Raw genomic sequence first — 24,325 nt, 5'->3', positions numbered from 1 at the left:
AGGACAGGGTCGGACCGTCGTTAGTGCTGGGTACTCATCGCTGGGTACTCATCGGTGCGTGCTCATCGGGCAGCCATCGGCTCTTCGACCCGCTTTCCCTGTTCGACGGTGCACATGCCACCGGGCAGGCGCCCGGCGGCGACGGTCAGGCCTCTCCGACCCCGAGGTGCGCCCGGACCGCGGACGTGTCCAGCGGACCTGCGAGACGCAGGGCACGCGGGAACGCACGACGGCGCTCGGCGAGCTCGAGGCAGCGAGGATCGGGGTGCAGCCACGCCCCCCGGCCCGGCAGCGCCCGGCGCACGTCGACCACGACCGCGGTGTCACCCGCGTCCGTCGTCGCCGCGACCACGCGCAGCAGGACCGACCTCGGACCGGCGTTCCGGCACCCCACGCACGTGCGCACCGGGCCCACGACGACCTCCGCAGCGGGGTCCGCTGCGTGGGTTGCGGGGTGGCGCCTGCTCGGCGAGGAGAGCCGGGCGTCCGGCCCAGCCGCAGCCAGTCTAGCGCGCGACGTCACCCGACTCGACCGGCGGCGCTCCCGCCGCCGTCCGCCCGGGGCGAACCGGCCGCCGCGGCGGGCTCGTCGGCGCCCTGCGCGTCGGACCGGATGTCGATGCGCCAGCCCGTCAGCTTCGCGGCGAGGCGGGCGTTCTGGCCCTCCTTGCCGATCGCGAGCGACAGCTGGTAGTCCGGCACGACGACCCGCGCGGCGCGCGCGGCCGGGTCGACGACCGTGACCGACAGCACCCGCGCCGGCGACAGCGCGTGCGCGACCATCTCCGCCGGGTCGTCCGAGTGGTCGACGATGTCGATCTTCTCGCCGTGCAGCTCGGCCATCACGGCGCGCACGCGGGCGCCGAGCGGGCCGATGCACGCGCCCTTGGCGCCCAGGCCCTGCACGCGGGAACGCACGGCCATCTTGGTGCGGTGGCCGGCCTCGCGGGCGAGGGCCGTGATCTCGACGTGGCCGTCGGCGATCTCCGGGACCTCGAGCTCGAACAGCTTCCGGACGAGGTTCGGGTGGGTGCGGGACAGCGTGATCTGCGGCCCCTTGGAGCCGCGGGACACGTCCAGCACCAGCGCGCGGATCCGCTCGCCGTGCACGTACTGCTCGGTCGGCACCTGCTCGTGCGCCGGGAGCACGGCCTCGGTGCCGCCGACGTCCACCAGCACGAGCCGTGGGTCGCGGCCCTGCTGGATGACGCCGCCGAGGACCTCGCCCTCCTTGCCGCGGAACTGCCCGAGCACCTGGTCGTCCTCGGCGTCCCGCAGGCGCTGCACGATGACCTGGCGCGCCGTGGCGGTGGCGATCCGGCCGAAGCCCGCCGGGGTGTCGTCGAACTCCGGGCCCAGCGAGGTCGTGGTCGGCGGGACCGCGGTCACGGTGCCGTCCTCGTCCTCGGCCGGCGCCGGCGCGTCCGGGGCGGGCACCACGGTGCGCTCGCGCGCCCACACGGTGACGTGGCCCGACCGGCGGTCGAGCTCGACCCGCGCGTCGGCGTGGGCGTCCGGCGTCCGGTGGTACGCGGACAGGAGCGCCTGCTCGATGGCCGAGACGAGCACGTCCAGGCTGATCTCGCGCTCCCGCTCGATGAGCCGCAGCGCCTGCATGTCGATGTCCACGATCAGTCCTCCCGGCCCTGCGGCCCGTCGGGGGCGAAGTCGCCGCCCCGTGCGTCGTCCTTGTCCCGGACCAGCTCCACCTCGACACGGCCCTCGCGCACCGTCGTCAGCGGCACCCGCACGGGCTCGCCGACCTTGGCGGGCCGGCCCTTCACGCCCGGCGTCACGGGCGTCACCACCACCGCGTCCTCGCCGTCGGCCGCGCCGCGCTCGACGTCGACCAGGCGGCCGGACAGCGTGCCGCCGTCGGCGAGCGCCAGCACGACCAGGCGGCCGATCGCCCGCACGTAGTGCCGGCGGGCGACCAGCGGCGCGGTGGCACCGCGGCTCGACACCTCGAGCGTGTACCGGTCGGGCAGCCCGTCCAGGTCGTCGAGCGCCGCGGACACGGCCCGCGACACGTCGGCGACGCCGTCCAGGTCGACCTGCTCCTCGACGTCCTCCGGGGCGTCGAGCACGACGCGCACCACGGCGCGGGCGCCGTCGCGGCCGAGCTCGACGTCCTCCAGCCACAGGCCGGCGGCGGTCACCACCGGCTCGATGGTCTCCCGGATGCGCTGCGCGCTGGCGGGCGCGGGCATGTTGACCTCCTGTGTCGGTCCTCGGCGGGGTGCGGCCTCGTCGCGCGCACGCCGACACCGGGGGACGTCGACGCTGTGTGGTTGTCGGTCCTGCACGGTGGAGCGGCGCGCGGCGGACCGCGTGCTCCGACCAGGGTACTGACTCCCGCGCGCGTCACCCGCCGGACCGGGCCCGCGCGGGGTGCGACGTGCGCGACACCGGCGCGGGCCGGGGGTGCTGCGCCCGGTGCTGCGCGGATGCCGAGCGGGGTGCGGCGCGGGGTGCGGCGCGGGCAGGACCCGGATGCCGCGCGGGTGCGGCGCGGGCACCGCACGCGGTGGCCCCGCGGGTGGGACGCGGGGGCCGGAGGTCCGGCCGCCGCGGCGGCGGGCGTGGCAGGATCGCCCGCGATGCCCAGCACCGCCGCGCCGTCCGCGCGCCCCGCCTCCCGGTCCCCGCGTACCCGCGCCGTCGGGGCCGTCCTGGCCGTCGCCGCGGCGGTCCTGCTGTCGGGCTGCGGCCTGCGGTGGGAGACCGAGCCGCCGGCCGAGCCCGTCCCGGACGCCGCCGAGCAGGTCCGGCGCGACGCCGTGGCCGACGCCCTCGCCCTGGCGGACGCCGCCGACGCCGCGGGGGCGGGGGCCGACGCGGGCGTCGCCGAGCTGCTCGGGCTGGTCGCCTCGACCGCCGGCGTCCAGGCCGACGCGCTCGGCGGCGTGTACGACTCGGGGATCGCACCGGCCGAGGGCGAGGACCCGACGCCGTCCCCCACGCCGACCGCGACGACCTCCGCCACGCCCGCCGAGGTGCTGGGGCTGCTCGGCGAGGCGGCGTCCGCGGCCCGCGCCGACGCCCGCGCCGCCGAGGACCCCGGCATGGCCCGGCTGCTCGCGTCGGTCGCCGCGTCCCGCGCCCAGCTCGCCGACCGGCTCGCCGCCGCGCTCGGCACCGAGCCGCCCGCGGTCGACGCCGAGCCCGAGGGCGGGTTCACCGCCGGCGGGTCGGCGGACGGGTCGGGGTCGGGCGACGGGTCGGCGGAGGCGCCGTCGGCGTCCTCCCCCGCGTCCCCGACGCCCGCGGCGACCGCCCCGGCGGACGCCGTCGCGACCGACCTGGACCGCGGCGACGTGCTGGCCCTCGTGCTCGCCGAGGACCAGGCCGGCTACGGGTTCGAGGTCGCCGCCGCCCGCCTGTCCGGGGACGCGCGCACGCTCGCCCGGTCCGCCGCCGGCGCGCACCGGTCCGCCGCGTCCGCGTGGGCCGAGGCCGCCGGCGTCGCGGGCACCGCCGAGGACCCGCGGCGCGTCGCCTACGACCTGGACGGCGACGTGTCGTCCGCCGAGGCCGTCCGCACCTTCGCGGCCGGCCTGCTGACCGACCTCGCCTCCGTGCACGCGGACGCCCTGCTCGCCACCGGCGCGGGCACCGCGGACCGGACGGCCGTCGTCGACGGGCTGCGGACCTCCGCGGTCGAGACGCTCGCCTGGGGCGCGACCCCGACCGCGCTGCCGGGCCTCCCGGACCCGGCGCCGCTGGCGACGCCCACCCCCACGCCGACCGCGGGCTGACCCCCGCCGCGCCGCCGTTCGCGGAGCCCCCGCGCATCTCGCGTCCCTCAGGCCGCTCGCGCGCGGGCGTCCCGGCGCTCTGGCGCCTCCGCTCCCTCGCTCCCTCGCTCCCTCGCGCCTCCCCGCGTCGAGACTGCAGTAGTTGCGGGGTTCAGGCGCGTGAAGCCCGCAACTAGTGCAATCTCGCGGCGGCACGGCGGGTGCGGCGGAGAGGCGGGCGCAGCGCGGAGAGGCGCGGGCGGCGCAGCTTGGCGCACGACGCAGCACCCGCGCCGCGCACCCCGGCCCGGCGCCCCGGACGCGACGCGGCCCCGCGCCCTGCCGCGGGGCAGGGGCGGGGCCGCGTCGGCGTGCGCGGTCAGCGCGCCAGGAGCTCGTCCACCAGCTCGGCCACGCGGTCGGCGGCCTCGGCCACCGGCACCTGCTCGGCCTGCGGCCCGCCCTCGACGGCCACGCGCGGCCGCACCTCGACCAGGCCGTCCGCGAGGCCGCGGCCCACGACGACGGTCAGCGGCACGCCGAGCAGCTCGGCGTCCGCGAACTTCACGCCGGGCGAGACCTTCGGGCGGTCGTCGTACAGCACCTCGACGCCGCGGGCGTCCAGGGTCTGCGCGAGCGACTCGGCGGCCTCGAACACCGCCGCGTCCTTGCCGGTCGCGACGATCTGCACGTGCGCGGGCGCCACGCCGGCCGGCCAGGCGAGGCCGCGGTCGTCGTGGTTCGCCTCGGCGAGCGCCGCGAGCACGCGGGACACGCCGATGCCGTACGAGCCCATCGTGACGACCTGGGTCTTGCCGTTCTGGTCGAGCACGGTCAGGCCGAGCGCCTGCGCGTACTTGCGGCCGAGCTGGAAGATGTGGCCGATCTCGATGCCGCGCGCGAGCTCCAGCGGGCCGGAGCCGTCGGGCGCCTCGTCGCCGGCGCGCACCTCGGCGGCCTCGACGGTGCCGTCCGCGGTGAAGTCGCGGCCGGCCACGAGGTCGAACACGTGCCTGCCGGGCTCGTTCGCGCCGGTGATCCACCGGGTGCCCTCGACCACGCGCGGGTCGAGCAGGTACCGCACCGCGGTGCGGCCCTCGGCGTCGGCGGCCAGGCCCTCGCGGTTCGGGCCGAGCGCGAGCGGGCCGATGTAGCCCTTGACCAGCTCGGGGTGCGCGGCGAAGTCGGCCTCGACGGCGGGCTCGACCTCGGCGGGGGCGACGGACGCCTCGAGGCGCTTGAGGTCGACCTCGCGGTCCCCGGGCAGGCCGACGACGAGCAGCTCGCGCTCGCCGGTGGGCTGCACGAGGGCCAGCACGACGTTCTTCAGCGTGTCGGCGGCCGTCCACGGGCGGTCGGCGCGCGGGAACCGCTCGTTCGACACCGCGACCAGCGTGTCGATCGTCGGGGTGTCGGGGGTGTCCTCGACGTGCGCGGCCGGGGCGTCGTCGTACGGGAGCGCCGGCGGCGCGACCGTCGTGACGGCCTCGACGTTGGCCGCGTAGCCGCCCGGCGAGCGGACGAACGTGTCCTCGCCGATCGCGGTCGGGTTGAGGAACTCCTCGGAGCGCGAGCCGCCCATGGCGCCGGACGTCGCCGCCACGATCACGTACTCCAGGCCGAGCCGCTCGAACACCCGCTGGTACGCGGCGCGCTGCGCGGCGTACGAGGCGTCCAGGCCGGCGTCGTCCACGTCGAAGGAGTAGGCGTCCTTCATGATGAACTCGCGGCCGCGGATGAGCCCCGCGCGCGGGCGGGCCTCGTCGCGGTACTTGGTCTGGATCTGGAACAGCGTCAGCGGCAGGTCCTTGTACGACGAGTACAGGTCCTTGACCAGGAGCGTGAACATCTCCTCGTGCGTCGGCGCGAGCAGGTAGTCGTTCTCGCGGCGGTCCTGCAGCCGGAACAGGTTGGGCCCGTACTCGGTCCAGCGGCCCGTCGCCTCGTACGGCTCGCGGGGCAGCAGCGCCGGGAAGTGCACCTCCTGCGCGCCCGCGGCGGCCATCTCCTCGCGGACGACCTGCTCGACCTTGCCCAGCACCCGCAGGCCCAGCGGCAGCCAGGTGTAGATGCCGGGGGCGGCGCGGCGGATGTAGCCGGCGCGGACGAGCAGCTTGTGGCTCGCCACCTCCGCGTCGGCCGGGTCCTCGCGCAGGGTGCGGACGAAGAGCGTGGACAGGCGTAGCAGCATGGCCCGCAGCCTAGTGGGCGTGCCAGGTGTCGGAGGCCTGGGCCACCATGGGTCCATGCCGGAGCTGCCCGAGGTCGAGTCGCTGGCCGCCTTCCTGCGCGAGCGCGCCGTGGGGCGCACCGTCGCGGGCGTCGAGGTCGGGGCGATCAGCGCCCTCAAGACGTTCCGTCCCGCGCCGACGGACCTGGCCGGCGGGACCGTCGTGTCCGCGGACCGGCACGGCAAGTGGCTCGACCTGGGCGTCGCGCCGCCGGCCGCGGGCGGCGGGCACGGCGACCCGCTGCACCTCGTGTTCCACCTCGCGCGCGCGGGGTGGCTGCGGTGGTCGGAGCAGCTGCCCGCCACTCCCGTGCGGCCGGGCAAGTCGCCGCTCGCCCTGCGGGTGCGGCTCGACGACGGCTCGGGCTTCGACCTGACCGAGGCGGGGACCCGCAAGCGGCTGGCCGTGCACGTCGTCGCCGACCCGGCCGAGGTGCCGCAGGTCGCGACGCTGGGCGTCGAGCCGCTGTCCGAGGAGTTCACGCCCGAGCGGCTCGGCGAACTGATGGCGGCACGCAACCAGCAGATCAAGGGGCTGCTGCGCGACCAGGGCACCATCGCCGGCATCGGCAACGCGTACTCCGACGAGATCCTGCTCGTCGCCCGGACCAGCCCGTTCGCGCTCACCCGCTCGTTCGACGCCGACGCCGTCGCCCGGCTGCACGACGCCACCGTCGGCGTGCTGCGCGAGGCCGTCGCGACCGCCGCCGGGCGCCCGGCCGCCGAGCTCAAGGACGCCAAGCGGCGCGGCATGCGGGTGCACGGACGCACCGGCGAGGCCTGCCCCGGCTGGGACGGCGTGCCGTGCGGGGACACCGTACACGAGGTGTCGTTCGCCGACTCCTCGCTGCAGTACTGCCCGACCTGCCAGACGGGCGGCAAGCCGCTCGCGGACCGCCGGATGTCGCGGCTGCTGCGCTGAGGCGCCCGCGCTGCCCCGCCGCCGGCTTCACACGTCGCGCACAGGATCCGACCGAGGGCTCTCCCCCGCCCGCGAGCGACCCCCGCCCGGCCCTTCCTACGCTGGTCGGCATGCCCGAGTCCCGTCGCGAGTCGAGTCGCGCCGTCGTCCACCCCGTCCGGCACAGCCGCGGCGTGCAGCGGCCCGCCCGGCACGTCCGCCGCGCCGGGGCGGGGCGCCGCGTCGCGCGCGTCGCCGCCGTCACCGCGGGCGTCCTCGCGCTCAGCGGCACCACCGGCGCCGCCGCGCTCTACGCGCAGGTGCAGGGCAGCATCGAGGCCGCCGACGTCGACCAGTACCTCGGCGACGACCGACCCGAGGCGGTCGAGCCCGACCCGGTCGACGGCTACGCCGGACGGCCGCTCAACATCCTCGTCATGGGCACCGACGTCCGGGACGGCGAGAACGCCGCGCTCGCGGGCGAGACCGACGGCATGCGGTCCGACACGACCCTGCTGGTGCACCTGTCGGCCGACCGCAGCCGCGTCGACGTCGTGTCGGTGCCGCGCGACTCGCTCGTCGACATCCCGTCCTGCACGCTCGAGGACGGCAGCACCACCGCGCCGCGGTCCGACGTGATGTTCAACGACGCGTTCCACATCGGCGGCGGCGACACCGAGAACCTCGCCGCCGCGGCGGCCTGCACCCGGCTCACGTTCGAGCAGGCGACCGGGCTGCGCACCGACGAGAGCGTCGTCGTCAAGATGGACGGCGTCCGCGACGTCATCGACGCGCTCGGCGGCGTCCCCATGGACCTGCCCGAGGCGATGGACTCCCCCAAGGCCGGCCTGCACGTGCCGGCCGGCCCGCAGACGTTCGACGGCACCACGGCGCTGCAGTTCCTCCGCGCCCGCACCGGCACCGGCAACGGGCTCGAGATGGGCTCGGACCTGGCGCGCATCGAGCGGCAGCAGCAGCTGATCGACGCGCTCGCCGCCCAGGTGCAGAGCACCGACCTGCTCACCAGCCCGGGCACGCTCATGCCGGTGCTCACCAGCGTGACCCGCTCGCTGTCGATCAGCGAGGGCCTGGCGGACGTGCGCGACCTCGCGGGCCTGGCCCTGACCCTGCGCGACGTCGACCCGGCGACGCTGCAGCCCGTCACCGTCCCGGTCACCGAGGCGCCGCAGGACCGGAACCGGGTGGTGTGGACCGCCGCGGCGCAGGACCTGTGGGACCGGCTCGCGGCGGACCGGCCGCTGACGGGGGCGGCGGACGGGCCGACAGCGGGGGCGACCGGGGCGACCGGCGCCTAGGGGCGCGATCTCGGGGCGCCGCGGCCTCGGCGCGTCCGGGCGCCGCGGCCTCGGCGCGTCCGGGCGCCGCGGCGTCGGGGTGTCGGGGCGTGGCGGGGTCGGATGGGCGACTCGGCGCGCGGACGCCGAGTCCTCCACAGGCCGGGTCGGGCGACGCGTCCCCAGGCTCGTGACGCGCGGCACAAGCGATGTCGGTGGTCGTCCGTAGGGTGATGACATGCCCGATGACCTGCACGAACCCGCGCCCGAGCCCGGCTCCGAGCCGCGCCGCGGGGTGCGCATGCGGGGGTGCGACGGTGCGTGCGGCGGTGCGCGCGACGGCGGGGCCGACGCCACGTGCGGGGGGCCGTGCCAGGGCGAGGCCGAGGCTGCGGCCGCCGTCGTCGCGGAGTACCTCGACCCCGGGCTGCCGCGGCACGAGCAGCTGGCGGAGGCTCTCGACCGCACCCCGACCGGGGTGCCGCTGGTGCGGCTGCTCGAGGCCCTGGACCCGCGGTCGCTCGACGACTACGACCTCGCGGAGCTCGCGGCCGGGTTCACCCGGATGGCCGGGTGGGTCCACGCGAACCTCGCGGCCGTGGCGGTCGAGCTGGCCCGGCGCCCCGGCATGGCCCCGCGGCCGGACCCCCGCTCCGGCCGCGGCACCGGGATCACCCCCGAGCGGATCGCGGCCACGGCGCTGTCCGCCCGTCTGAAGCGGTCGCCCCAGGACACGGCCGCCCTCGTCCGGGAGGGCAGCGAGTTCTCCGGCGACCTCGCCGCCACCGGGCAGGCGCTGCAGGCCGGCCGGATCAGCGTGCCGGCGGCCCGCGCGATCGCCGCCCGGCTCGCCGACCAGGTGACCTGGGTGTCGCAGCCCGTGCAGGACTACGTCCTGCCGCGCGCCGAGCACTCGACAGTCACCCAGGTGAAGGCGGACCTCGAGCGCGCCCTGCTCGAGGTCGACCCCGAGCACGCGCAGGACCGGCGGGACGCGGCCCGCGCCCAGCGGCGCGTCACCCACCCGCGGGCGCTGCCCGACCAGATGGCCGAGATGCATGTCGTGCTGCCCGCCGAGCACGCGATCGGGATCGACACCGCCCTGGAGCAGGCGGCTCGTTCCGCTCGCTCCGGTGGCGACCCCCGCACGCTCGACCAGCTGCGCGCCGACGGACTCGTCGACGCCGTCCTCACCGGCACGCCGCTCGGCGCCGGCCGCGACGTCGAGGACGCATCGCCGACGACGGTGCCGGGGTTCCTGCCGACGACGAAGGACAGCACGCCCGCGGGCGCCACCGACCCGGCAGGCCCGCGCGACCCACGCACCCACGTCCTGGTGACCGTCCCGCTGTCCTGCCTCGTCGGCGAGGACGACGCCCCGGCGGACCTCGCCGGCTACGGACCGATCGACGCCACGACCGCACGCGCCCTCGCCCAGGGCGGCGTCTGGCGCCGGCTGGTCGTCGACGACCTCTCCGGCTCGGTCCTGGACGTCGGACGCACGACCTACCGGCCGCCCACCGCCCTCGCCGACCACGTGCGGCACCGCGACCGGACCTGCACCTTCCCCGGCTGCCCCGTGCCCGCGACACGGTGCGACCTCGACCACAGCGAGGAATGGTCACCCGCCCCCGACGACCCCCGACCGCCCGGCACCACGAGCCACACCAACCTCGGGCCCGCCTGTCCGCGCCACCACCGCGCCAAGCACGAGGCCCGGTTCGACGTGCGCCAGCCCGAACCGGGAGTGCACGTCTGGACCGATCCGACCGGCCACCGCTACCGCACCCGCCCCGGCACCGGCGCACCCACCGAGCACCTCGACGGACCCCGCCGCGCCCGCGGCACCCCGCCACCGGGCAGGACGCGCCAGCCGCCGCCGACCACCGGGAGGGCTGCACCGACGCACGGAGACGGCAGCGACCCACCACCGTTCTGACGCACCACCGTCGCTGGAGCGATCGCGCGGTTGCCGCGTGCGTCGCCGCGATCAGCACCCCGCGGCGCGCCCGGCGCCCGGAACAGCCCCGGAACAGCCCCGGAACAGCCCTAGAACAGCCCTAGAACAGCCCTAGAACAGCCCTAGAACAGCCCTAGAACAGCACGGTCGCGTACGTCCCGACCTGGCGGAAGCCGACGGCGCGGTACGCCGCGAGCGCCCGCTCGTTGTAGTGGTTCGCGTACAGCGACACCGTCGGCGCCACGTCGCGCCGGGTCAGGGCGACCACGGCCGCCATGCCCGCCTCCGACAGCCGCTCGCCGCGGCGGGTCGGTTCGACCCAGACGCCCTGCACCTGCGCGACCCCGCCGGCGACCGCGCCGAGCTCGGCCTTGAACACCACCTGGGGCGCCCCGTCGTCGCCCGGGTCGACGCGCACGAACGACCGGCCCTCCCGGACCAGGGAGCGCACGCGGGCCTCGTAGGCCCCGCCCGTGCCGCCGATCGGCGAGTAGCCGACCTCCTCGGTGAACATCCGCACGCAGGCGGGGAGCACCAGCTCGTACTCGTCGGGGACGGAGCGGCGGACGGCCGGGTCGGGCGCGACGACCGGGTCGTGGTCGACCACCATCGACGGCTGGTCGGCGCGGACCTCGCGCACCGCGCCCCACGACGGCGCCAGGCGCTCCCAGAGCGGCACGACCGCCTCGGCGTCGCCCACCACGGACGAGCACCGGCGCCCCTGCGCGCGGCCGAGCGCGGCGAACGCGTCGAGCGCCGCAGCGCGCACGGCAGCGTCCGGCACGACCGGGACCAGGTTGGCGCCCGCCCAGCACAGCGCGACCAGCGCGCCGTCGACCTCGTAGCCCCAGACCTGCCCGCCGGACCGGCGCAGCCCCACGGCGAGCGCCTGCTCCAGCCGGGTCGTGGCGAGCACCGCCGCCACCGGGTCCTGCGCGCACAGCGCCAGTGCCCGCGGCAGGTCGGCGTCGGCGAGCACCCGCGCGGCGCCCGTGCCCGCGTCCGGCCGCCCCGCCGCCACGTCCTCCCAGAGCCCGCGCACCGGCGTCAGCCCACCGTCACCACGGGGCCGGTCCCGCCGTTGACCGGCTGCATGCCCTCGGCGATCCGCATGGCCTCGTCGATCAGCGTCTCCACGATCGCCGACTCCGGGACGGTCCGGACCACCTCGCCGCGCACGAAGATCTGCCCCTTGCCGTTGCCGGACGCCACGCCGAGGTCCGCCTCGCGCGCCTCGCCCGGGCCGTTCACGACGCAGCCCATCACGGCGACGCGCAGCGGCACCTCCAGGCCCTCGAGCCCGGCCGTGACCCGCTCCGCCAGCGTGTAGACGTCGACCTGCGCCCGCCCGCAGGACGGGCAGGACACGATCTCGAGCTTGCGGGGGCGCAGGTTGAGCGACTGCAGGATCTGGATGCCGACCTTGACCTCCTCGACCGGCGGCGCGGACAGCGACACCCGGATCGTGTCGCCGATGCCCTTGCTGAGCAGCGCACCGAACGCGGTCGCCGACTTGATCGTGCCCTGGAACGCCGGCCCGGCCTCGGTCACGCCGAGGTGCAGGGGCCAGTCGCCCCGCTCGGACAGCAGCTCGTAGGCGCGCACCATCACGACGGGGTCGTTGTGCTTCACGGAGATCTTGAAGTCGTGGAAGTCGTGCTCCTCGAACAGCGACGCCTCCCACACGGCGGACTCGACGAGCGCCTCCGGGGTCGCCTTCCCGTACTTCGCGAGCAGCCGGGGGTCGAGCGAGCCGGCGTTGACGCCGATCCGGAGCGAGACCCCGGCGTCGGACGCGGCGCGCGCGATCTCCTTGACCTGGTCGTCGAACTTCCGGATGTTGCCGGGGTTGACGCGGACGGCGGCGCAGCCGGCGTCGATCGCCGCGAACACGTACCGCGGCTGGAAGTGGATGTCCGCGACCACGGGGATCTGCGACTTGCGGGCGATGGCCGGCAGCGCGTCCGCGTCGTCCTGGGTCGGCACCGCCACGCGCACGATGTCGCACCCGGCGGCGGTCAGCTCGGCGATCTGCTGCAGGGTGGCGTTGACGTCCGACGTCAGGGTCGTCGTCATGGACTGCACGCTCACGGGGGCGTCGCCCCCCACCTCGACCTTGCCGACGCGGATCTTGCGGGTCGGGCGCCGCGGGGCGAGCACGGGCGGAGGAGCCTCCGGCATGCCCAGGCTGATGGGGGTGCTCACCCGGCCATCATCGCACCGCGCCCGCGTGCCGCGCCCGAGGAGCGCAGGCGTGGCTCAGCCGAAGGTGATCGGCGCGACGACGTCCGCGTACGCGAGCAGCAGCCCCATGCCGCCCAGCACGACGAACACCGCGAGCGCCACCGGCTGCAGGCGGGCGGCGTCCGCGGGGCGCGGGCGGGGCAGCTTCCGGAGCCGGGCCACCTGGCGCTTGAGGCCCTCCCACAGCGCGGCGGCGACGTGGCCGCCGTCGAGCGGCACGAGCGGGATGAGGTTGAACACGAACAGCGCGATGTTGAGCGACGCGAGCAGGCTCAGCATCCCGGAGACGCGCTCCGCCACGCCGACGCCCTCGACGTCCGACGACGCCACCTCGCCCGCGAGCCGCGCCACGCCGACCGGGCCGAGCACGCCCTCGGCGCTGCGCTCGCCGTCCCCGAAGGCGCTCTCGGCGATCCCGACCAGGTTGGCCGGCAGCGTGACGACGGCCTTCATCGTCTGCCACACCGCGTCGCCGGTGAGCTCCACGACCTCCGACGCCGGCTGGCGCTGCAGCTCGGTCCCGGGGCTGACGCCGAGGAACCCCACCTCGCGGGTGACGGGCTCCCCCGCGTCGTCCAGCACGGCGCGGCCGTCGTCGTCCGTGACCGGGCGCTCGGCGACCACGGGGGTCACCGTGAGCTCGACCCGCTCGCCGTCCCGCTCGACGACGACCGGCACCGCCTCGGCGCCGGTCCCCCGGATCATCCCGCTCAGCTGGTCCCACGACTCCACGGCCACGCCGTCGTACGAGACCACGGTGTCGCCCGGCTGCAGGCCCGCCTCGGCGCCGGGCGCGGCCGGGTCGTCCGCGGAGCACTCGGTCGCGGTCGAGCCCGCCGGGAGCACGCACTGGCTGACCGACGCCAGCGTCGTGCTCGCGCCCTGCACGCCGATCCCGACCAGGACGACCGCGAGCAGCACGACCGCGATGACCAGGTTCATCACCGGGCCGCCGAGCATGACGACGAGCTTCTTCGGCGTCGACAGCCGGTAGAAGGCGCGGTGGTCCTCGCCCGGGCGGATCTCCTCGGCGCTGGCCTCGCGCGCGTCCGCGGCGATCCGGCTGAAGAAGCCGCGCACCGGCGGGTTCCCCACCGCCTCGGGCGTCGGGTACATGCCGATCAGCCGCACGTAGCCGCCGAGCGGGATGGCCTTGACCCCGTACTCCGTCTCGCCCTTCGTGCGGGACCACAGCGTCGGGCCGAAGCCGACCATGTACTGGCTGACGCGCACGCCGAACTTCTTGGCGGGCACCATGTGGCCGACCTCGTGCAGCGCGATGGACACGAGGATGCCCACGACGAGCACCACGACGCCGATCGCGTAGGCCATGGGGGCAGCTCCGTTCAGTGCGGCTGGTCGCCGACGGGGTCGGCGCCGAGCGGGAGGGTCGACCCCCCATCCTGCCCCGGGTTCCTGGGGGCCCGCTGGACGGCGCCCGTGTCGCGGGCCACGGGCGCGTCGCCCGGGGCGGCGGCGGCAGCCGGCTGCGCGTCGTCGCCCGGGTCGGCCTCGCCGTCGACCGCCACGCGGTCCCGGCCCGCCCGCTTCGCGCGGTACATCAGCGCGTCGCCCCGGCCGATCGCCGCCGCCGGCTCCTCCCCCGCGCGCAGCGCCGTGACGCCGAGGCTCGCCGTCACGTCGACCGGCACCTGCGCGCGCACGGCGGCGGGCACCGCGGCGCGCAGCCGCTCGGCCAGCGCGCGGGCGTCGGCGCGGGCCAGGCCGGGGGCGACGACGAGGAACTCCTCGCCGCCGAGCCGCGCGACCAGGTCGCCGGACCGGACGTGCTCCTCGAGCGCGCGTCCCACGGCGACCAGCACCCGGTCCCCGACCGCGTGGCCGTGCACGTCGTTGACCTCCTTGAACCGGTCGAGGTCGAGGTAGACCAGCGCCACGTCGAGCCCGGCGCCGACGACGCGGGCCTGGTAGGCGAGCTCGTCCTCGAGCCGCCGCCGGTTGGCGGCGCCGGTCAGCGGGTCGCGGTACGCCATCTCGCGCATCGACGCGGCCTCGGCGCTCGCGTGCTCGGCGACCTGGAAGGCGCGGGCCGCGTGCTCCTTCGTGCGCGACAGGACCCACACCATCGCCGCGAGCACCGCGAGGTACACGCCGTACCGGCCGAGGTCGACCGCGTGCTGCCGGGTCGCCCCGTCGGACGGGCCCAGCGCGAGCCCGGTCCAGCCGACCACCAGCGCCGCCACCACCACGGCCCCGGCGTGCAGCGCGGCGAACCGCGTGGGGAACACCAGGTACCCGATGACGACGAACAGCGCGAGCCCCATGAACGTCGTCGGGAACAGCGCGGCCCAGCCCCCGCCCTGCTCGCCGACCAGCCGGCTGCCCATCGTGGCGAGCCACAGCACGTCCAGGCCGAGCAGCACGGTCCGCGACACCGGCACGGTGGCCTCCGGTCGGCGGAGCACCAACCAGGCGAACACCAGCACGACCACGAGCAGCACGGGCGACGCCGCGCGCAGCAGCGGGTCGTCCCACCGGAGCACCGCCACCGCCACGACCGCGGCCGCGCCGGCCAGCAGGCACACCAGCAGCACGCGCCGGATCAGGCCCAGCGTCGGGTCGCCGGACCGGCGGGCGACCGGCAGGTGCCGGGGCGGCGGGGGTGCGGACATCGGGGGCTCGTTCCGGTGAGGCCACCGCCGGGAGGGGCGGGTGGGGGCACGGTACCCCGCGGCGCCGCACGTCGGACCGGCCGCGGGCCCGGCGTCACCCGTCCGCCCGCCACCTTGCGCCGCCCGGGGGGAACCGTGACGATCGGGGCGACGGCCGACGACTCCCGGGAGGCGACGTGGACGGTGCGCGCGAGGCCGGACCGGCCGACGGCGGGACGACCCACGACGGCTGGGCGACGACCCTGCGGTGGAGCACCGGTGGCGACCTGGCGTCCACCTCCCTGTGGTTCGACCAGGCCGAGGCGGACGACCACCGGCCCGCGCGCGACCCCCTGGACGGCGACACCACCGCCGACGTCGTGGTGGTCGGCGCCGGGCTGACCGGGCTGTGGACCGCCTACTACCTCCTGGAGGCCGACCCGGCGCTCGACGTGCTCGTGCTCGACCAGGGCGTCGCCGGGCAGGGCGCGAGCGGCCGCACGGGCGGCTGGTACGGCGCCGGCTCCCCCGCCGCCGCGGGCCGGATCGCCGCGGCGCACGGCGCCCAGGCCGCCCGGTCCGCGCGCGCGGCGCTCCGCGACGCCGTCGTCGAGGTCGGCGGCGTCGCGGCGGCCGAGCTGGTCGACGCCGACGTGGCCGTCGGCGGGCTGCTGACCGTGGCGCGCACGCCCGCGCAGCTCACCCGGCTGACCGCCGACGCCGCCGCGGCGGAGTCGTTCGGCGACGAGGTCGAGGTCCTCTCGGCCGAGCAGGTCGCGGAGCACGCGGCCGTCGCCGGCGCCCTGGGCGGCACGCTCGACCCGGACGCCGGCCGGCTGCAGCCCGTGCGCCTGGTGCGCGGGCTCGTCGACGTGCTCACGGCGCACGGGGCGCGGGTGGTCGAGGGCACGCGCGCGCTCCGGCTGTCGCCCGGCGCGGTCGTCACCGACCAGGGCACCGTGCGCGCGCCCGGGGTGGCGCGGACGACCGGCGGCGGACCGGCGGCGGGCGCGCGGCACGCCATCGCGACGGAGCCCCTGGCGCCGGACGTGTGGGCGGCGCTCGGCCTGCGCCGCGGGACCGTCCTCGCCGACGGCGGGCACCGGCCCGTGCGGGCGCTGCGGACCGCGGACGACCGCCTGGTGCTGAGCCTGCGCACCGGCCGCGCGCCCGCCGCCCCGTCCGGGCGGGACCTCGGGGCCGTGTTCCGGCTGCACGCCGCCCTCGTCGGGCTGCTGCCGGCCGGCGCGCACCTGGCCGTCACGCACGCGTGGAGCACCGCGGTCGCCGGGGCGCCGGACGGGGTGCCGGCGCTCGGCCTCGACGCCGACGCCGGGCTCGCGTGGGCGGACGGCGCGGGCGACGACGGGATCGCCGCGGGCAACCTCGCCGGGCGGACGCTGGCGGACCTGCTGACCGGGTCCGACACGGCGCTGACCCGGCTGCCCTGGGTCACGCGGGGCGCAGCGCCGGGCGGCGCCGCGCCCCTGGCGCCGGGCGCGACGGGTGGCCGGCTCGGCGGGCGGCTCGCGGCGGCGGCGCGCGAGGCGGCGGTCGCGCTCGCCGACCGGGAGGAGCGGCTCACCGGGCGCCCGAGCCGGCTCGCCCGGGCCGCGGCCGGGCGCTGAGCGGCCCCGCAGCCCGCCGGACCTCGCCGAGTGTCCAGAAACCCGGGCACGCATCGGCACGAACCGGGCAGGTTTCTGGACACTCGACCGTGGCCCAGCCGGCCGGGGCCGGGCCGCGCGCGCTCAGCGCGCCGCGACCCGCTCCCGGGCCCGGGCGCGCGCCCAGTCCTCCGCCGCCTGCACGTCCGCGACGTCCCGCACCGGGCCGCCGTCGTGCGCGCCGAGCACCTCCTCGACCGTCGCGACGATCTCGAGGAACCCGATCCGCCCGGCGAGGAACGCCGCGACGGCCTCCTCGTTCGCCGCGTTGTACACCGCGGGGTGCGTGGCGGACGCGGCGACGGCGGCCCGCGCCAGCGCGACCGCGCCGAACGTGTCCTCGTCCAGGGGCTCGAACTCCCAGGCGCCGGCCCGGGTCCAGTCCACCGGCGCCGCGGCCTCGGGCAGCCGGTCCGGCCAGGCGAGGCCCAGGGCGATCGGGAGCCGCATGTCCGGCGGCGACGCCTGCGCGATCGTCGACCCGTCGGCGAACTCGACCATCGAGTGCACGACCGACTGCGGGTGCACGACCACCTGGATGCCGGCGACCGGCACGTCGAACAGCAGGTGCGCTTCGATGAGCTCGAGGCCCTTGTTCACCAGCGTCGCCGAGTTGATGGTGACGACCGGCCCCATCGACCACGTCGGGTGCGCGAGGGCCTGCTCCGGCGTGACGTCCGCGAGCTCCGCCCGGCTGCGGCCGCGGAACGGCCCGCCGGACGCGGTGAGCACCAGCCGCCGCACCTCGGACCGGCGGCCGCCGCGCAGGCACTGCGCGATCGCGGAGTGCTCGGAGTCGACCGGCACGACCTGGCCGGCGCGCTGCACCGCGGCCCGCACGAGCGGTCCGCCGGCGACCAGCGACTCCTTGTTGGCGAGCGCCAGCGTGCTGCCGGAGCCGAGCGCGGCGAGCGTCGGGCCGAGGCCGACCGAGCCGGTGATGCCGTTGAGCACGACGTCGGCGCCGCGGGCGGCGAGCTGCGCCGCGGCGTCCGGGCCGGTGAGCACCTCGACGCCGACCTGCCGCAGCCCCGCCTCGGCGGAGGCGCGGACGACCTCGGCGAACACGGTGCCGGCGGCGTCGGGGTCCGCGACGGCGACGGTCTGCGCGCCCAGGGCCACGGCCTGCCGCGCCAGCGCCACGGGGTCCGAGCCCCCGGCGCTGATCCCGGTCACCCGGAACCGCTCGGGGTTCCGGGTGATGACGTCGACGGCCTGGGTGCCGATCGATCCGGTGGAGCCGAGCAGGACGACGGTGCGCGCGTTCATCCGCCCCATCCTGCCCGAGCGAGCGTCACTCCGCGGCGAGCAGGACGTCCACGGCGCGCTCGAGGAACGCGTCGACCGGCGCCTCGGCGTACGCCTTGGCGCCCTTGCGCCGCGCGAACACCGCCGAGCGCACCTCCTGCGCGGTCAGCGGGGCGTTGCTGTCGAAGTACGCCACGAGCCGGCCGCACAGGGCGTCGACCTCGGCGGCGTCGTAGCCGGCCAGCCGCCCCTTGGGGTGCGCGAACCGCTCGCCGTCGGGGCGGGTCAGCCGGCCGTAGAGCGAGCGCGCCTGCTCGGCGAGCGTCTCCATCCACGCCTGGCGGCCGCGCTCGGCGATGAAGTCGGCGCGCGACCGGGCGACGAACGCCGCCTCGAGCCGGTCGAGCGCGGCGTCGACCGCCGTCGTCGAGTAGCCGTTGCGCACGAGGTCGAACGCGACCGTCCGCACGTCGCGGCTGGACAGCGCGCCGGCGGGACCCTGCTCGTAGACCGTCCGGGCGTGCGTGAAGAAGTCGTCGACCTCCTCGGGGTGGTACCCCGTCCGCATCCCGGAGACCCGCCGGAACATGGCGCCGCCGCTCATCAGTCCTCCTCAGCCGCCAGCTGGCCGCACGCACCGTCGATGTCGGACCCACGGGTGTCCCGGACGGTGGTCGGGATGCCGTGTGCGCGCAAGCGTGCCACGAACTCCTGCTCGACCGCGGGATCGCTCGCCGTCCACTTGGAGCCGGGCGTCGGGTTGAGCGGGATCGGGTTGCAGTGCACCCACCCGCGACCGCGCCGGTTCAGCTCCGTGCCGAGCAGGTCCGCCCGCCACGCGTGGTCGTTGATGTCCTTCATCAGCGCGTACTCGATGGACACGCGCCGGCCGGTCGCCTGGAAGTACTCGTAGGCGGCGTCGATGGTCTCCTTGACGCTCCACCGGGTGTTGATCGGCACGAGCTCGTTGCGGAGCTCGTCGTCCGGCGCGTGCAGGGAGAGCGCCAGGGTGACCGGGATGCCCTCCTTCGCGAGCTTGCGCATCGCGGGCACCAGGCCGACGGTCGACACCGTGATGTTGCGCGCGGACATGCCCAGGCCGTCCGGGACGGGCGCGATCATCCGGCGCACCGTCTCCATAACGGTCTTGTAGTTCGCGAGCGGCTCGCCCATGCCCATGAACACGACGTTCGACAGCCGGGTCGGGCCGCCGGGGACCTCGCCTGCCTCCAGCGCCGCGGCCGCGGCACGCACCTGCTCGACGACCTCCGCCGTCGACAGGTTGCGGGTGAGGCCGAGCTGGCCGGTGGCGCAGAACGGGCACGCCATGCCGCAGCCGGCCTGGCTGGACACGCACAGAGTCGAGCGGTGCGCGTACCGCATGAGCACGGACTCCACCTTGGCGCCGTCGAACAGGTGCCACAGCGTCTTCACGGTCGTGCCGCCGTCCGCCTGCATGGTGCGCGCGGCGGTCAGCAGCTGCGGGAACAGCGCCTCGACCAGCTTGTCGCGGCTCGCCGCGGGCAGGTCGGTCATCGCGCCGGGGTCCACGGTCAGGTGGCTGAAGTAGTGCGTCGCGAGCTGCTTCGCGCGCAGCGGCTTCTCGCCGAGCGCGGTGACCGCCTCGACGCGCTGCTCGGGCGTGAGGTCGACGAAGTGCTTCGGCGGCTTGCCGCGGGCCCCGCGGGTCGGGGCCGACAGGTCGAGTGCGACGGGCGTGGCGCTCACGCGGTCCTCCTCGGGGGCTCGTGGTGGTGGTGGTGGGTGGTGGTGGGTGGGGCTGGGTGCGGGCTGTGCCGGCTGCGCGGTCGCGGCCCGCCGGTGCGGCGTCAGCCGCCGGTGACGGGCTGGAGCGCCTCGAGGAGCAGGTAGACGACCGGGGCCGCCAGCAGCATCGAGTCGATCCGGTCCAGGATGCCGCCGTGGCCCGGCAGCAGGGTGCCCATGTCCTTGAGCTCGAGGTCGCGCTTGAGGAGCGACTCCCCCAGGTCGCCCAGCGTCGCGACCACGACCGTGGCCACGCCCAGCAGCGCGCCCACGGCGGGGTCCCCGTCGAACATGAGGTGGATGCCCAGGACGCCCACCACGGAGGCGAGCACGACGGACCCGAGCAGGCCCTCCCAGGTCTTCTTCGGGCTGACCGACGGCGCCAGCGGGTGGCGGCCGATCAGCACGCCGACGACGTAGCCCCCGGTGTCGTTCGCGACGCAGAGCAGGATGAACAGGGCCACCCGCATCGCGCCGTCCTCGGCGGCCAGCATCAGCATGACGAAGCCGGCCATGAGCGGCAGGTACGCCGCCGCGAACACGCCGGACGTCGCGTCCCGCACCGCCCGCGGGCCGCTGCCGTCCAGCACCCGCCAGACGACGATGCCGCCGACCGTCAGGACGAACGCGACGAACACCGCCTCCATCCCCGCGACGTACGCGGAGACGAGGATGCCGACGTCGCCGACCAGCAGCGGCAGGACCGGGATGTGCACGCCCCGGCGGGCGAAGGCCTGCGCGAGCTCCCACAGACCCGCGCCGACCGCGGCGACCGCGATGAGGCCGAAGACCTCCTTGCGGACGAACAGCGAGCCGGCGACGAGCACCAGCAGCCCGAGGCCGACGGCGACGGCGACGGGCAGGTCGCGCCCGGCACGCGAGGTGCCGGGCGCCGGGGCGACGACGTGGGACGACATCAGACCTCGAGCAGCTCGGTCTCCTTGGACGACAGGAGCTGGTCGACGGTGTCGACGTGCCGCTTGGTGACGGCCTCCAGCTCCTTCTCGGCCCGCACGACCTCGTCCTCGCCGGCCTCGCCGTCCTTCACCAGGCGGTCCAGCTCGTCCTTGGCGCGGCGCCGGACGTTGCGCACCGAGATGCGCGCGTCCTCGGCCTTGGTCTTCGCCAGCTTCACGAACTCCTTGCGGCGCTCGGTGGTGAGGGCGGGCAGCGTGACGCGGATGACGTTGCCGTCGTTCGTCGGGTTCACGCCGAGGTCCGAGTCGCGCAGCGCCTTCTCGATCCCCTGCATCGACGACTTGTCGAACGGGGAGATGAGGATGGTGCGCGCCTCGGTCACGTTGAACGACGCGAGCTGCTGCAGCGGCGTCGGGCTGCCGTAGTAGTCGACCGTGATCTTGTTGAACATCGCCGCGTTGGCACGACCCGTGCGGATCGCCGCGAAGTCCTCCTTGGCGACCTCGACGGCCTTGTCCATCTTCTCCTCGGCCTCGAGGAGGATCTCGTCGATCACGGTTGCTCCTAACGTTCTGGTCCAGCGGGGGCGGTGCGTCCGGTGGGGTGCCGGCGCGAGGGGTCAGTCCTCGGTGACCAGCGTCCCGATCTTCTCACCCCGGAGCACCCGGGTGACGTTGCCGGGCTCCTCGAGCCCGAACACCCGCATGCGCACGCCGTTGTCGCGGCACATCGACAGCGCCGTGGAGTCCATGACGCCGAGCTCCTGCACGATCGCCTCGGTGTACGTGAGGTGGTCGAGCTTCGTGGCGGTGGGGTCGGTGCGCGGGTCGGCGGTGTAGACGCCGTCGACGCCGTTCTTGCCCATGAGCACCTCGTCGCAGTGCGTCTCGAGGGCGCGCTGCACGCAGACCGTGTCGGTCGAGAAGTACGGCATGCCGGCGCCGGCGCCGAAGATCACGACGCGGCCCTTCTCCATGTGCCGGATGGCGCGCAGCGGGATGTACGGCTCGGCGACCTGGCCCATCGTGATGGCGGTCTGCACGCGCGTGTCCACGCCGGCCTGCTCCAGGAAGTCCTGCAGCGCCAGGCAGTTCATGACCGTGCCGAGCATGCCCATGTAGTCCGCGCGCGCCCGGTCGAGGCCGTTCTGGGCCAGCTCGGCGCCGCGGAAGAAGTTGCCGCCGCCGCACACGATGGCGACCTGCACCCCGTCCGCGACCGCGGCCGCGATCTCGGCGGCGACCCGGCGCACCACGCCGGCGTCCAGGCCGATCGACCCGCCGCCGAACGCCTCGCCCGACAGCTTCAGCAGCACCCGCCGCGGGTGGGTCTCGGTCATGGGGTACCTCCAGGTGGTCGGCAGGGTGCTGCGGGGATCTCGCGCCGGTGGCCCCGGCCCATCAGGGCCGGGGCCACCGGGTGTGGCGTCGTCAGGCGCCGACGCGGAACCGCACGAAGCCGGTCACCGTGCCGCCGACCTCGGCGAGCACCTGGGCGATCGACTTCTTCGGGTCCTTCGCGAACGGCTGGTCCAGGAGGACGACGTCCTTGAAGTAGCCGTTGAGGCGGCCCTCGATGATCTTCGGCAGCGCGGCCTCGGGCTTGCCCTCGTTGCGGGCGGTCTCCTCGGCGATGCGGCGCTCGTTCTCGACCGTCTCGGCCGGGACCTCGTCACGCGTCAGGTAGGACGGCGAGAACGCGGCGACGTGCGTCGCGATGTCGCGGGCCACCTCGGCGCCCTTGGCGTCGGTCGCGACGAGCACGCCGACCTGCGGGGGGAGGTCCTTGTTCACCTTGTGCAGGTAGACCGAGACCTTCTCGCCGGCCACGCGGGCCACGCGGCGCACGACGACCTTCTCGCCGAGCACGGCGGCCGTCTCGTCGACGACCTCCTGCAGCGACTTGCCGTCGACGTCCGCCGAGAGCAGCGCGTCGGCGTCCCGGGCGCCGGAGGCGACCGCCGTGGCGAGCACCTTCTCCGACAGGGTGATGAACGTGGCGTTCTTGGCGACGAAGTCCGTCTCCGAGTTCACCTCGACGATCACGCCGACCTCGTCCTCGCCGTCACCGGCGGTGACGACCTCGGCGGCGACCAGGCCGTCGGAGGCCGAGCGGCCCTCGCGCTTCGAGACGCCCTTGAGCCCCTTGACGCGGATGATCTCGAGCGCCTTGTCGGCGTCGCCCGCGGCCTCCTCGAGCGCCTTCTTGACGTCCATCATGCCCGCGCCGGTCTTCTCGCGGAGCGCCTTGATGTCGGCCATGGAGTAGTTGGCCATCTGTTCCGTCCTAACTCGTCAGTACGTGCGATCGGCGGACCGGGTCACTTGGACTCGGCGTCGCCCTCGGACTCGGCGGCGGCGGTCTCCGTGGCGGCGGCCTCGGCAGCGGCCTCGACGGCCGGGGCGGCGTCCTGGCCGGGGGTGGCAGCACCCTCGGTCGGGCCGGCCTCGCCCGCGGCGGCGACCGGGTCGCCCGCGGCGGCGGACGTCGCGGCCGACTCGGCGGTCGCGTCGGAGGCCAGGGACTCCTCGGCACCGGCCAGGAGCTCGCGCTCCCACTCGGCCAGCGGCTCGGCCTCGGCCGAGGTGGCCTCGGCGGCGCCCTGACGACCCGAGTGGCGCTGCAGCGTGCCCTCGGCGGCGGCGTCCGCGATCACGCGGGTCAGCAGCTGCACGGCGCGGATCGCGTCGTCGTTGCCCGGGATCGGGTAGTCGACGACGTCCGGGTCGCAGTTGGTGTCGAGGATCGCGACGATCGGGATGCCCAGCTTGCGCGCCTCGTCGACGGCCAGGTGCTCCTTGTTGGTGTCCACGATCCAGACCGCGGACGGGGTCCGGGTCATGTCGCGGATGCCGCCCAGCGTCTTCGCGAGCTTGTCCTTCTCGCGACGCATGATGAGGAGCTCCTTCTTCGTGTACGCGCTCCCCGCGACGTCGTCGAAGTCGATGAGCTCGAGCTCCTTGAGGCGCTGCAGGCGCTTGTTCACCGTCTGGAAGTTGGTGAGCATGCCGCCCAGCCAGCGCTGGTTCACGTAGGGCATGCCGACGCGGGCGGCCTGCTCGGCCACCGGCTCCTGGGCCTGCTTCTTCGTGCCGACGAACAGGATGGTGCCGCCGTGGGCGACCGTCTCCTTGACGAAGTCGTACGCGCGGTCGATGTAGGACAGCGACTGCTGCAGGTCGACGATGTAGATGCCGTTGCGCTCGGTGAAGATGAAGCGCTTCATCTTGGGGTTCCAGCGGCGGGTCTGGTGCCCGAAGTGGACACCGCTCTCGAGCAGCTGGCGCATGGTCACGACGGCCATGGTGGTCCTTCCGCGCGCCCGCGTCGGGGGCGCGCACAGTGATCGCGAGCCCGCCTCGGCGGACCCGCTCGTCCGGTTGTCGACTCCGCCCGAGCGGGCGTCGTCCCTGGCGCCACGCCCACGCCGACACCGGGTCGAGGACCCGGACCGCTGCCGGCGCCGGCCCTCCGCACGCACCTCTCCCGCCGGGGCGGTGGGGGTGTGAGCGTCGGTGATGACGCGCGATGTCGACCGGCACGTACCAGTCGCAGGAAGGAGTCTACCGGACCGACGCCAGCCCCCGGGCCGCGCCCGAGGTCGCCAGGGCGTGACGTGCGCGACGGCCGGGGCGCTGCGCGGCCGGCATGGCTGCCTGCCCGCCTGCCTGCCTGCCTGCCTGCCTGCCTGCCTGCCTGCCTGCCTGCCTGCCTGCCTGCCTGCCTGCCTGCCTGCCTGCCTGCCT

21 protein-coding genes are annotated in these 24,325 nt (G+C 75.9%); 5 read left to right on the top strand and 16 right to left on the bottom strand.

The features are described from left to right. Positions 1–145 precede the first annotated feature (145 nt). The 3 genes from Cpa01nite_RS16415 to rimP all read right to left on the bottom strand — a co-directional run bounded on the left by Cpa01nite_RS16415 (position 146) and on the right by rimP (position 2,210). Positions 146–394, bottom strand: a complete 249-nt coding sequence (locus tag Cpa01nite_RS16415; protein WP_308439395.1) for a YlxR family protein — start codon at positions 392–394, stop codon at positions 146–148. 125 nt (positions 395–519) lie between these two features. Continuing rightward, entirely contained in the window at positions 520–1,629 is a 1,110-nt protein-coding gene (gene nusA, locus Cpa01nite_RS16410) for a transcription termination factor NusA (protein ID WP_203669921.1), read from the bottom strand. A gap of 2 nt (positions 1,630–1,631) precedes the next feature. Next, complete coding sequence (gene rimP / locus Cpa01nite_RS16405; protein WP_203669918.1) at positions 1,632–2,210, bottom strand: ribosome maturation factor RimP; 579 nt, start codon at positions 2,208–2,210, stop codon at positions 1,632–1,634. Positions 2,211–2,600: 390 nt separating this feature from the next. Here rimP and Cpa01nite_RS16400 point away from each other — a divergent pair, with 390 nt between their 5' ends. Beyond that, positions 2,601–3,758, top strand: a complete 1,158-nt coding sequence (locus tag Cpa01nite_RS16400; RefSeq protein ID WP_203669916.1) for a DUF4439 domain-containing protein — start codon at positions 2,601–2,603, stop codon at positions 3,756–3,758. A gap of 358 nt (positions 3,759–4,116) precedes the next feature. Here the strand turns inward: Cpa01nite_RS16400 and Cpa01nite_RS16395 are convergent, their stop codons facing one another. Further along, the gene (locus tag Cpa01nite_RS16395) at positions 4,117–5,928 is read right to left on the bottom strand and encodes a proline--tRNA ligase (protein ID WP_203669914.1); all 1,812 of its coding nucleotides are present in this window, start codon (positions 5,926–5,928) and stop codon (positions 4,117–4,119) included. Between the two features lie 55 nt (positions 5,929–5,983). Between Cpa01nite_RS16395 and Cpa01nite_RS16390 the strand changes: the two genes are divergently transcribed. The 3 genes from Cpa01nite_RS16390 (at position 5,984) to Cpa01nite_RS16380 (ending at position 10,102) form a co-directional block, all read left to right on the top strand. Further along, positions 5,984–6,889, top strand: coding sequence for an Fpg/Nei family DNA glycosylase (locus tag Cpa01nite_RS16390; protein WP_203669912.1), 906 nt, complete (start codon positions 5,984–5,986; stop codon positions 6,887–6,889). Positions 6,890–6,999: 110 nt separating this feature from the next. Further along, on the top strand, positions 7,000–8,184 hold the full coding sequence (locus Cpa01nite_RS16385) for an LCP family protein (protein WP_203669910.1): 1,185 nt from the start codon (positions 7,000–7,002) through the stop codon (positions 8,182–8,184). Between the two features lie 217 nt (positions 8,185–8,401). Beyond that, positions 8,402–10,102 (top strand): HNH endonuclease signature motif containing protein, encoded by a 1,701-nt coding sequence (locus tag Cpa01nite_RS16380; protein WP_203669908.1) that lies wholly within the window; start codon positions 8,402–8,404, stop codon positions 10,100–10,102. A 154-nt stretch (positions 10,103–10,256) separates the two neighbouring features. On the opposite strand, the gene Cpa01nite_RS16375 is transcribed toward Cpa01nite_RS16380, so the two are convergent. From Cpa01nite_RS16375 to Cpa01nite_RS16360, 4 genes are read right to left on the bottom strand one after another with little or no spacing between them, the layout of a single operon-like run. Further along, positions 10,257–11,165, bottom strand: a complete 909-nt coding sequence (locus tag Cpa01nite_RS16375; RefSeq protein ID WP_239068859.1) for a GNAT family N-acetyltransferase — start codon at positions 11,163–11,165, stop codon at positions 10,257–10,259. 5 nt (positions 11,166–11,170) lie between these two features. Next, positions 11,171–12,328, bottom strand: a complete 1,158-nt coding sequence (gene ispG / locus Cpa01nite_RS16370) for a flavodoxin-dependent (E)-4-hydroxy-3-methylbut-2-enyl-diphosphate synthase (RefSeq protein ID WP_239068858.1) — start codon at positions 12,326–12,328, stop codon at positions 11,171–11,173. 54 nt (positions 12,329–12,382) lie between these two features. Beyond that, on the bottom strand, positions 12,383–13,699 hold the full coding sequence (locus Cpa01nite_RS16365; RefSeq protein WP_203669905.1) for a M50 family metallopeptidase: 1,317 nt from the start codon (positions 13,697–13,699) through the stop codon (positions 12,383–12,385). 14 nt (positions 13,700–13,713) lie between these two features. After that, complete coding sequence (locus Cpa01nite_RS16360; RefSeq protein WP_203669903.1) at positions 13,714–15,000, bottom strand: GGDEF domain-containing protein; 1,287 nt, start codon at positions 14,998–15,000, stop codon at positions 13,714–13,716. 176 nt (positions 15,001–15,176) lie between these two features. Here Cpa01nite_RS16360 and Cpa01nite_RS16355 point away from each other — a divergent pair, with 176 nt between their 5' ends. Then, positions 15,177–16,607, top strand: a complete 1,431-nt coding sequence (locus Cpa01nite_RS16355; protein ID WP_239068857.1) for an NAD(P)/FAD-dependent oxidoreductase — start codon at positions 15,177–15,179, stop codon at positions 16,605–16,607. Between the two features lie 123 nt (positions 16,608–16,730). Here the strand turns inward: Cpa01nite_RS16355 and dxr are convergent, their stop codons facing one another. The 8 genes from dxr to rpsB form a co-directional block, all read right to left on the bottom strand. Beyond that, positions 16,731–17,915 carry a 1-deoxy-D-xylulose-5-phosphate reductoisomerase gene (gene dxr, locus Cpa01nite_RS16350; RefSeq protein ID WP_203669900.1) on the bottom strand — a complete coding sequence of 395 codons (1,185 nt, stop codon included), beginning with the start codon at positions 17,913–17,915 and terminating at the stop codon, positions 16,731–16,733. 25 nt (positions 17,916–17,940) lie between these two features. Then, positions 17,941–18,498, bottom strand: a complete 558-nt coding sequence (locus tag Cpa01nite_RS16345) for a DivIVA domain-containing protein (protein ID WP_203669898.1) — start codon at positions 18,496–18,498, stop codon at positions 17,941–17,943. After that, positions 18,498–19,622 carry a dual-specificity RNA methyltransferase RlmN gene (gene rlmN / locus Cpa01nite_RS16340; protein WP_203669896.1) on the bottom strand — a complete coding sequence of 375 codons (1,125 nt, stop codon included), beginning with the start codon at positions 19,620–19,622 and terminating at the stop codon, positions 18,498–18,500. The genes Cpa01nite_RS16345 and rlmN overlap by 1 nt, the downstream gene beginning before the upstream one ends. A gap of 101 nt (positions 19,623–19,723) precedes the next feature. After that, positions 19,724–20,578, bottom strand: coding sequence for a phosphatidate cytidylyltransferase (locus Cpa01nite_RS16335; protein WP_203669895.1), 855 nt, complete (start codon positions 20,576–20,578; stop codon positions 19,724–19,726). Then, the gene (frr, locus tag Cpa01nite_RS16330; RefSeq protein ID WP_166939678.1) at positions 20,578–21,135 is read right to left on the bottom strand and encodes a ribosome recycling factor; all 558 of its coding nucleotides are present in this window, start codon (positions 21,133–21,135) and stop codon (positions 20,578–20,580) included. Before frr ends, Cpa01nite_RS16335 begins: the two co-directional genes overlap by 1 nt. 63 nt (positions 21,136–21,198) lie before the next feature. Beyond that, a complete protein-coding gene (gene pyrH / locus Cpa01nite_RS16325) occupies positions 21,199–21,918 on the bottom strand; it encodes a UMP kinase (RefSeq protein ID WP_203669893.1) in 720 nt (239 codons plus the stop codon). Positions 21,919–22,009: 91 nt separating this feature from the next. Further along, positions 22,010–22,855, bottom strand: a complete 846-nt coding sequence (gene tsf, locus Cpa01nite_RS16320; RefSeq protein ID WP_203669891.1) for a translation elongation factor Ts — start codon at positions 22,853–22,855, stop codon at positions 22,010–22,012. A gap of 44 nt (positions 22,856–22,899) precedes the next feature. Continuing rightward, the gene (gene rpsB, locus Cpa01nite_RS16315) at positions 22,900–23,883 is read right to left on the bottom strand and encodes a 30S ribosomal protein S2 (RefSeq protein ID WP_203669889.1); all 984 of its coding nucleotides are present in this window, start codon (positions 23,881–23,883) and stop codon (positions 22,900–22,902) included. Positions 23,884–24,325 lie beyond the last annotated feature (442 nt).

It is taken from the genome of Cellulomonas pakistanensis (assembly GCF_016862755.1).
GTDB classification, from domain to species: domain Bacteria; phylum Actinomycetota; class Actinomycetes; order Actinomycetales; family Cellulomonadaceae; genus Cellulomonas; species Cellulomonas pakistanensis.
This window is presented reverse-complemented; position numbering and strand designations above follow the sequence as displayed.

Excerpts from the sequence above, each read along its gene's own strand:
- Cpa01nite_RS16395 (WP_203669914.1), bottom strand. The coding sequence starts at position 5,928 with ATGCTGCTACGCCTGTCCACGCTCTTCGTCCGCACCCTGCGCGAGGAC.
- dxr (WP_203669900.1), bottom strand. The coding sequence starts at position 17,915 with ATGAACGCGCGCACCGTCGTCCTGCTCGGCTCCACCGGATCGATCGGC.
- rimP (WP_203669918.1), bottom strand. The coding sequence starts at position 2,210 with ATGCCCGCGCCCGCCAGCGCGCAGCGCATCCGGGAGACCATCGAGCCG.
- Cpa01nite_RS16400 (WP_203669916.1), top strand. The coding sequence starts at position 2,601 with ATGCCCAGCACCGCCGCGCCGTCCGCGCGCCCCGCCTCCCGGTCCCCG.
- pyrH (WP_203669893.1), bottom strand. The coding sequence starts at position 21,918 with ATGACCGAGACCCACCCGCGGCGGGTGCTGCTGAAGCTGTCGGGCGAG.
- Cpa01nite_RS16360 (WP_203669903.1), bottom strand. The coding sequence starts at position 15,000 with ATGTCCGCACCCCCGCCGCCCCGGCACCTGCCGGTCGCCCGCCGGTCC.
- rpsB (WP_203669889.1), bottom strand. The coding sequence starts at position 23,883 with ATGGCCGTCGTGACCATGCGCCAGCTGCTCGAGAGCGGTGTCCACTTC.
- Cpa01nite_RS16335 (WP_203669895.1), bottom strand. The coding sequence starts at position 20,578 with ATGTCGTCCCACGTCGTCGCCCCGGCGCCCGGCACCTCGCGTGCCGGG.
- Cpa01nite_RS16385 (WP_203669910.1), top strand. The coding sequence starts at position 7,000 with ATGCCCGAGTCCCGTCGCGAGTCGAGTCGCGCCGTCGTCCACCCCGTC.
- Cpa01nite_RS16380 (WP_203669908.1), top strand. The coding sequence starts at position 8,402 with ATGCCCGATGACCTGCACGAACCCGCGCCCGAGCCCGGCTCCGAGCCG.
- Cpa01nite_RS16390 (WP_203669912.1), top strand. The coding sequence starts at position 5,984 with ATGCCGGAGCTGCCCGAGGTCGAGTCGCTGGCCGCCTTCCTGCGCGAG.
- Cpa01nite_RS16345 (WP_203669898.1), bottom strand. The coding sequence starts at position 18,498 with ATGAGCGGCGGCGCCATGTTCCGGCGGGTCTCCGGGATGCGGACGGGG.
- tsf (WP_203669891.1), bottom strand. The coding sequence starts at position 22,855 with ATGGCCAACTACTCCATGGCCGACATCAAGGCGCTCCGCGAGAAGACC.
- Cpa01nite_RS16365 (WP_203669905.1), bottom strand. The coding sequence starts at position 13,699 with ATGGCCTACGCGATCGGCGTCGTGGTGCTCGTCGTGGGCATCCTCGTG.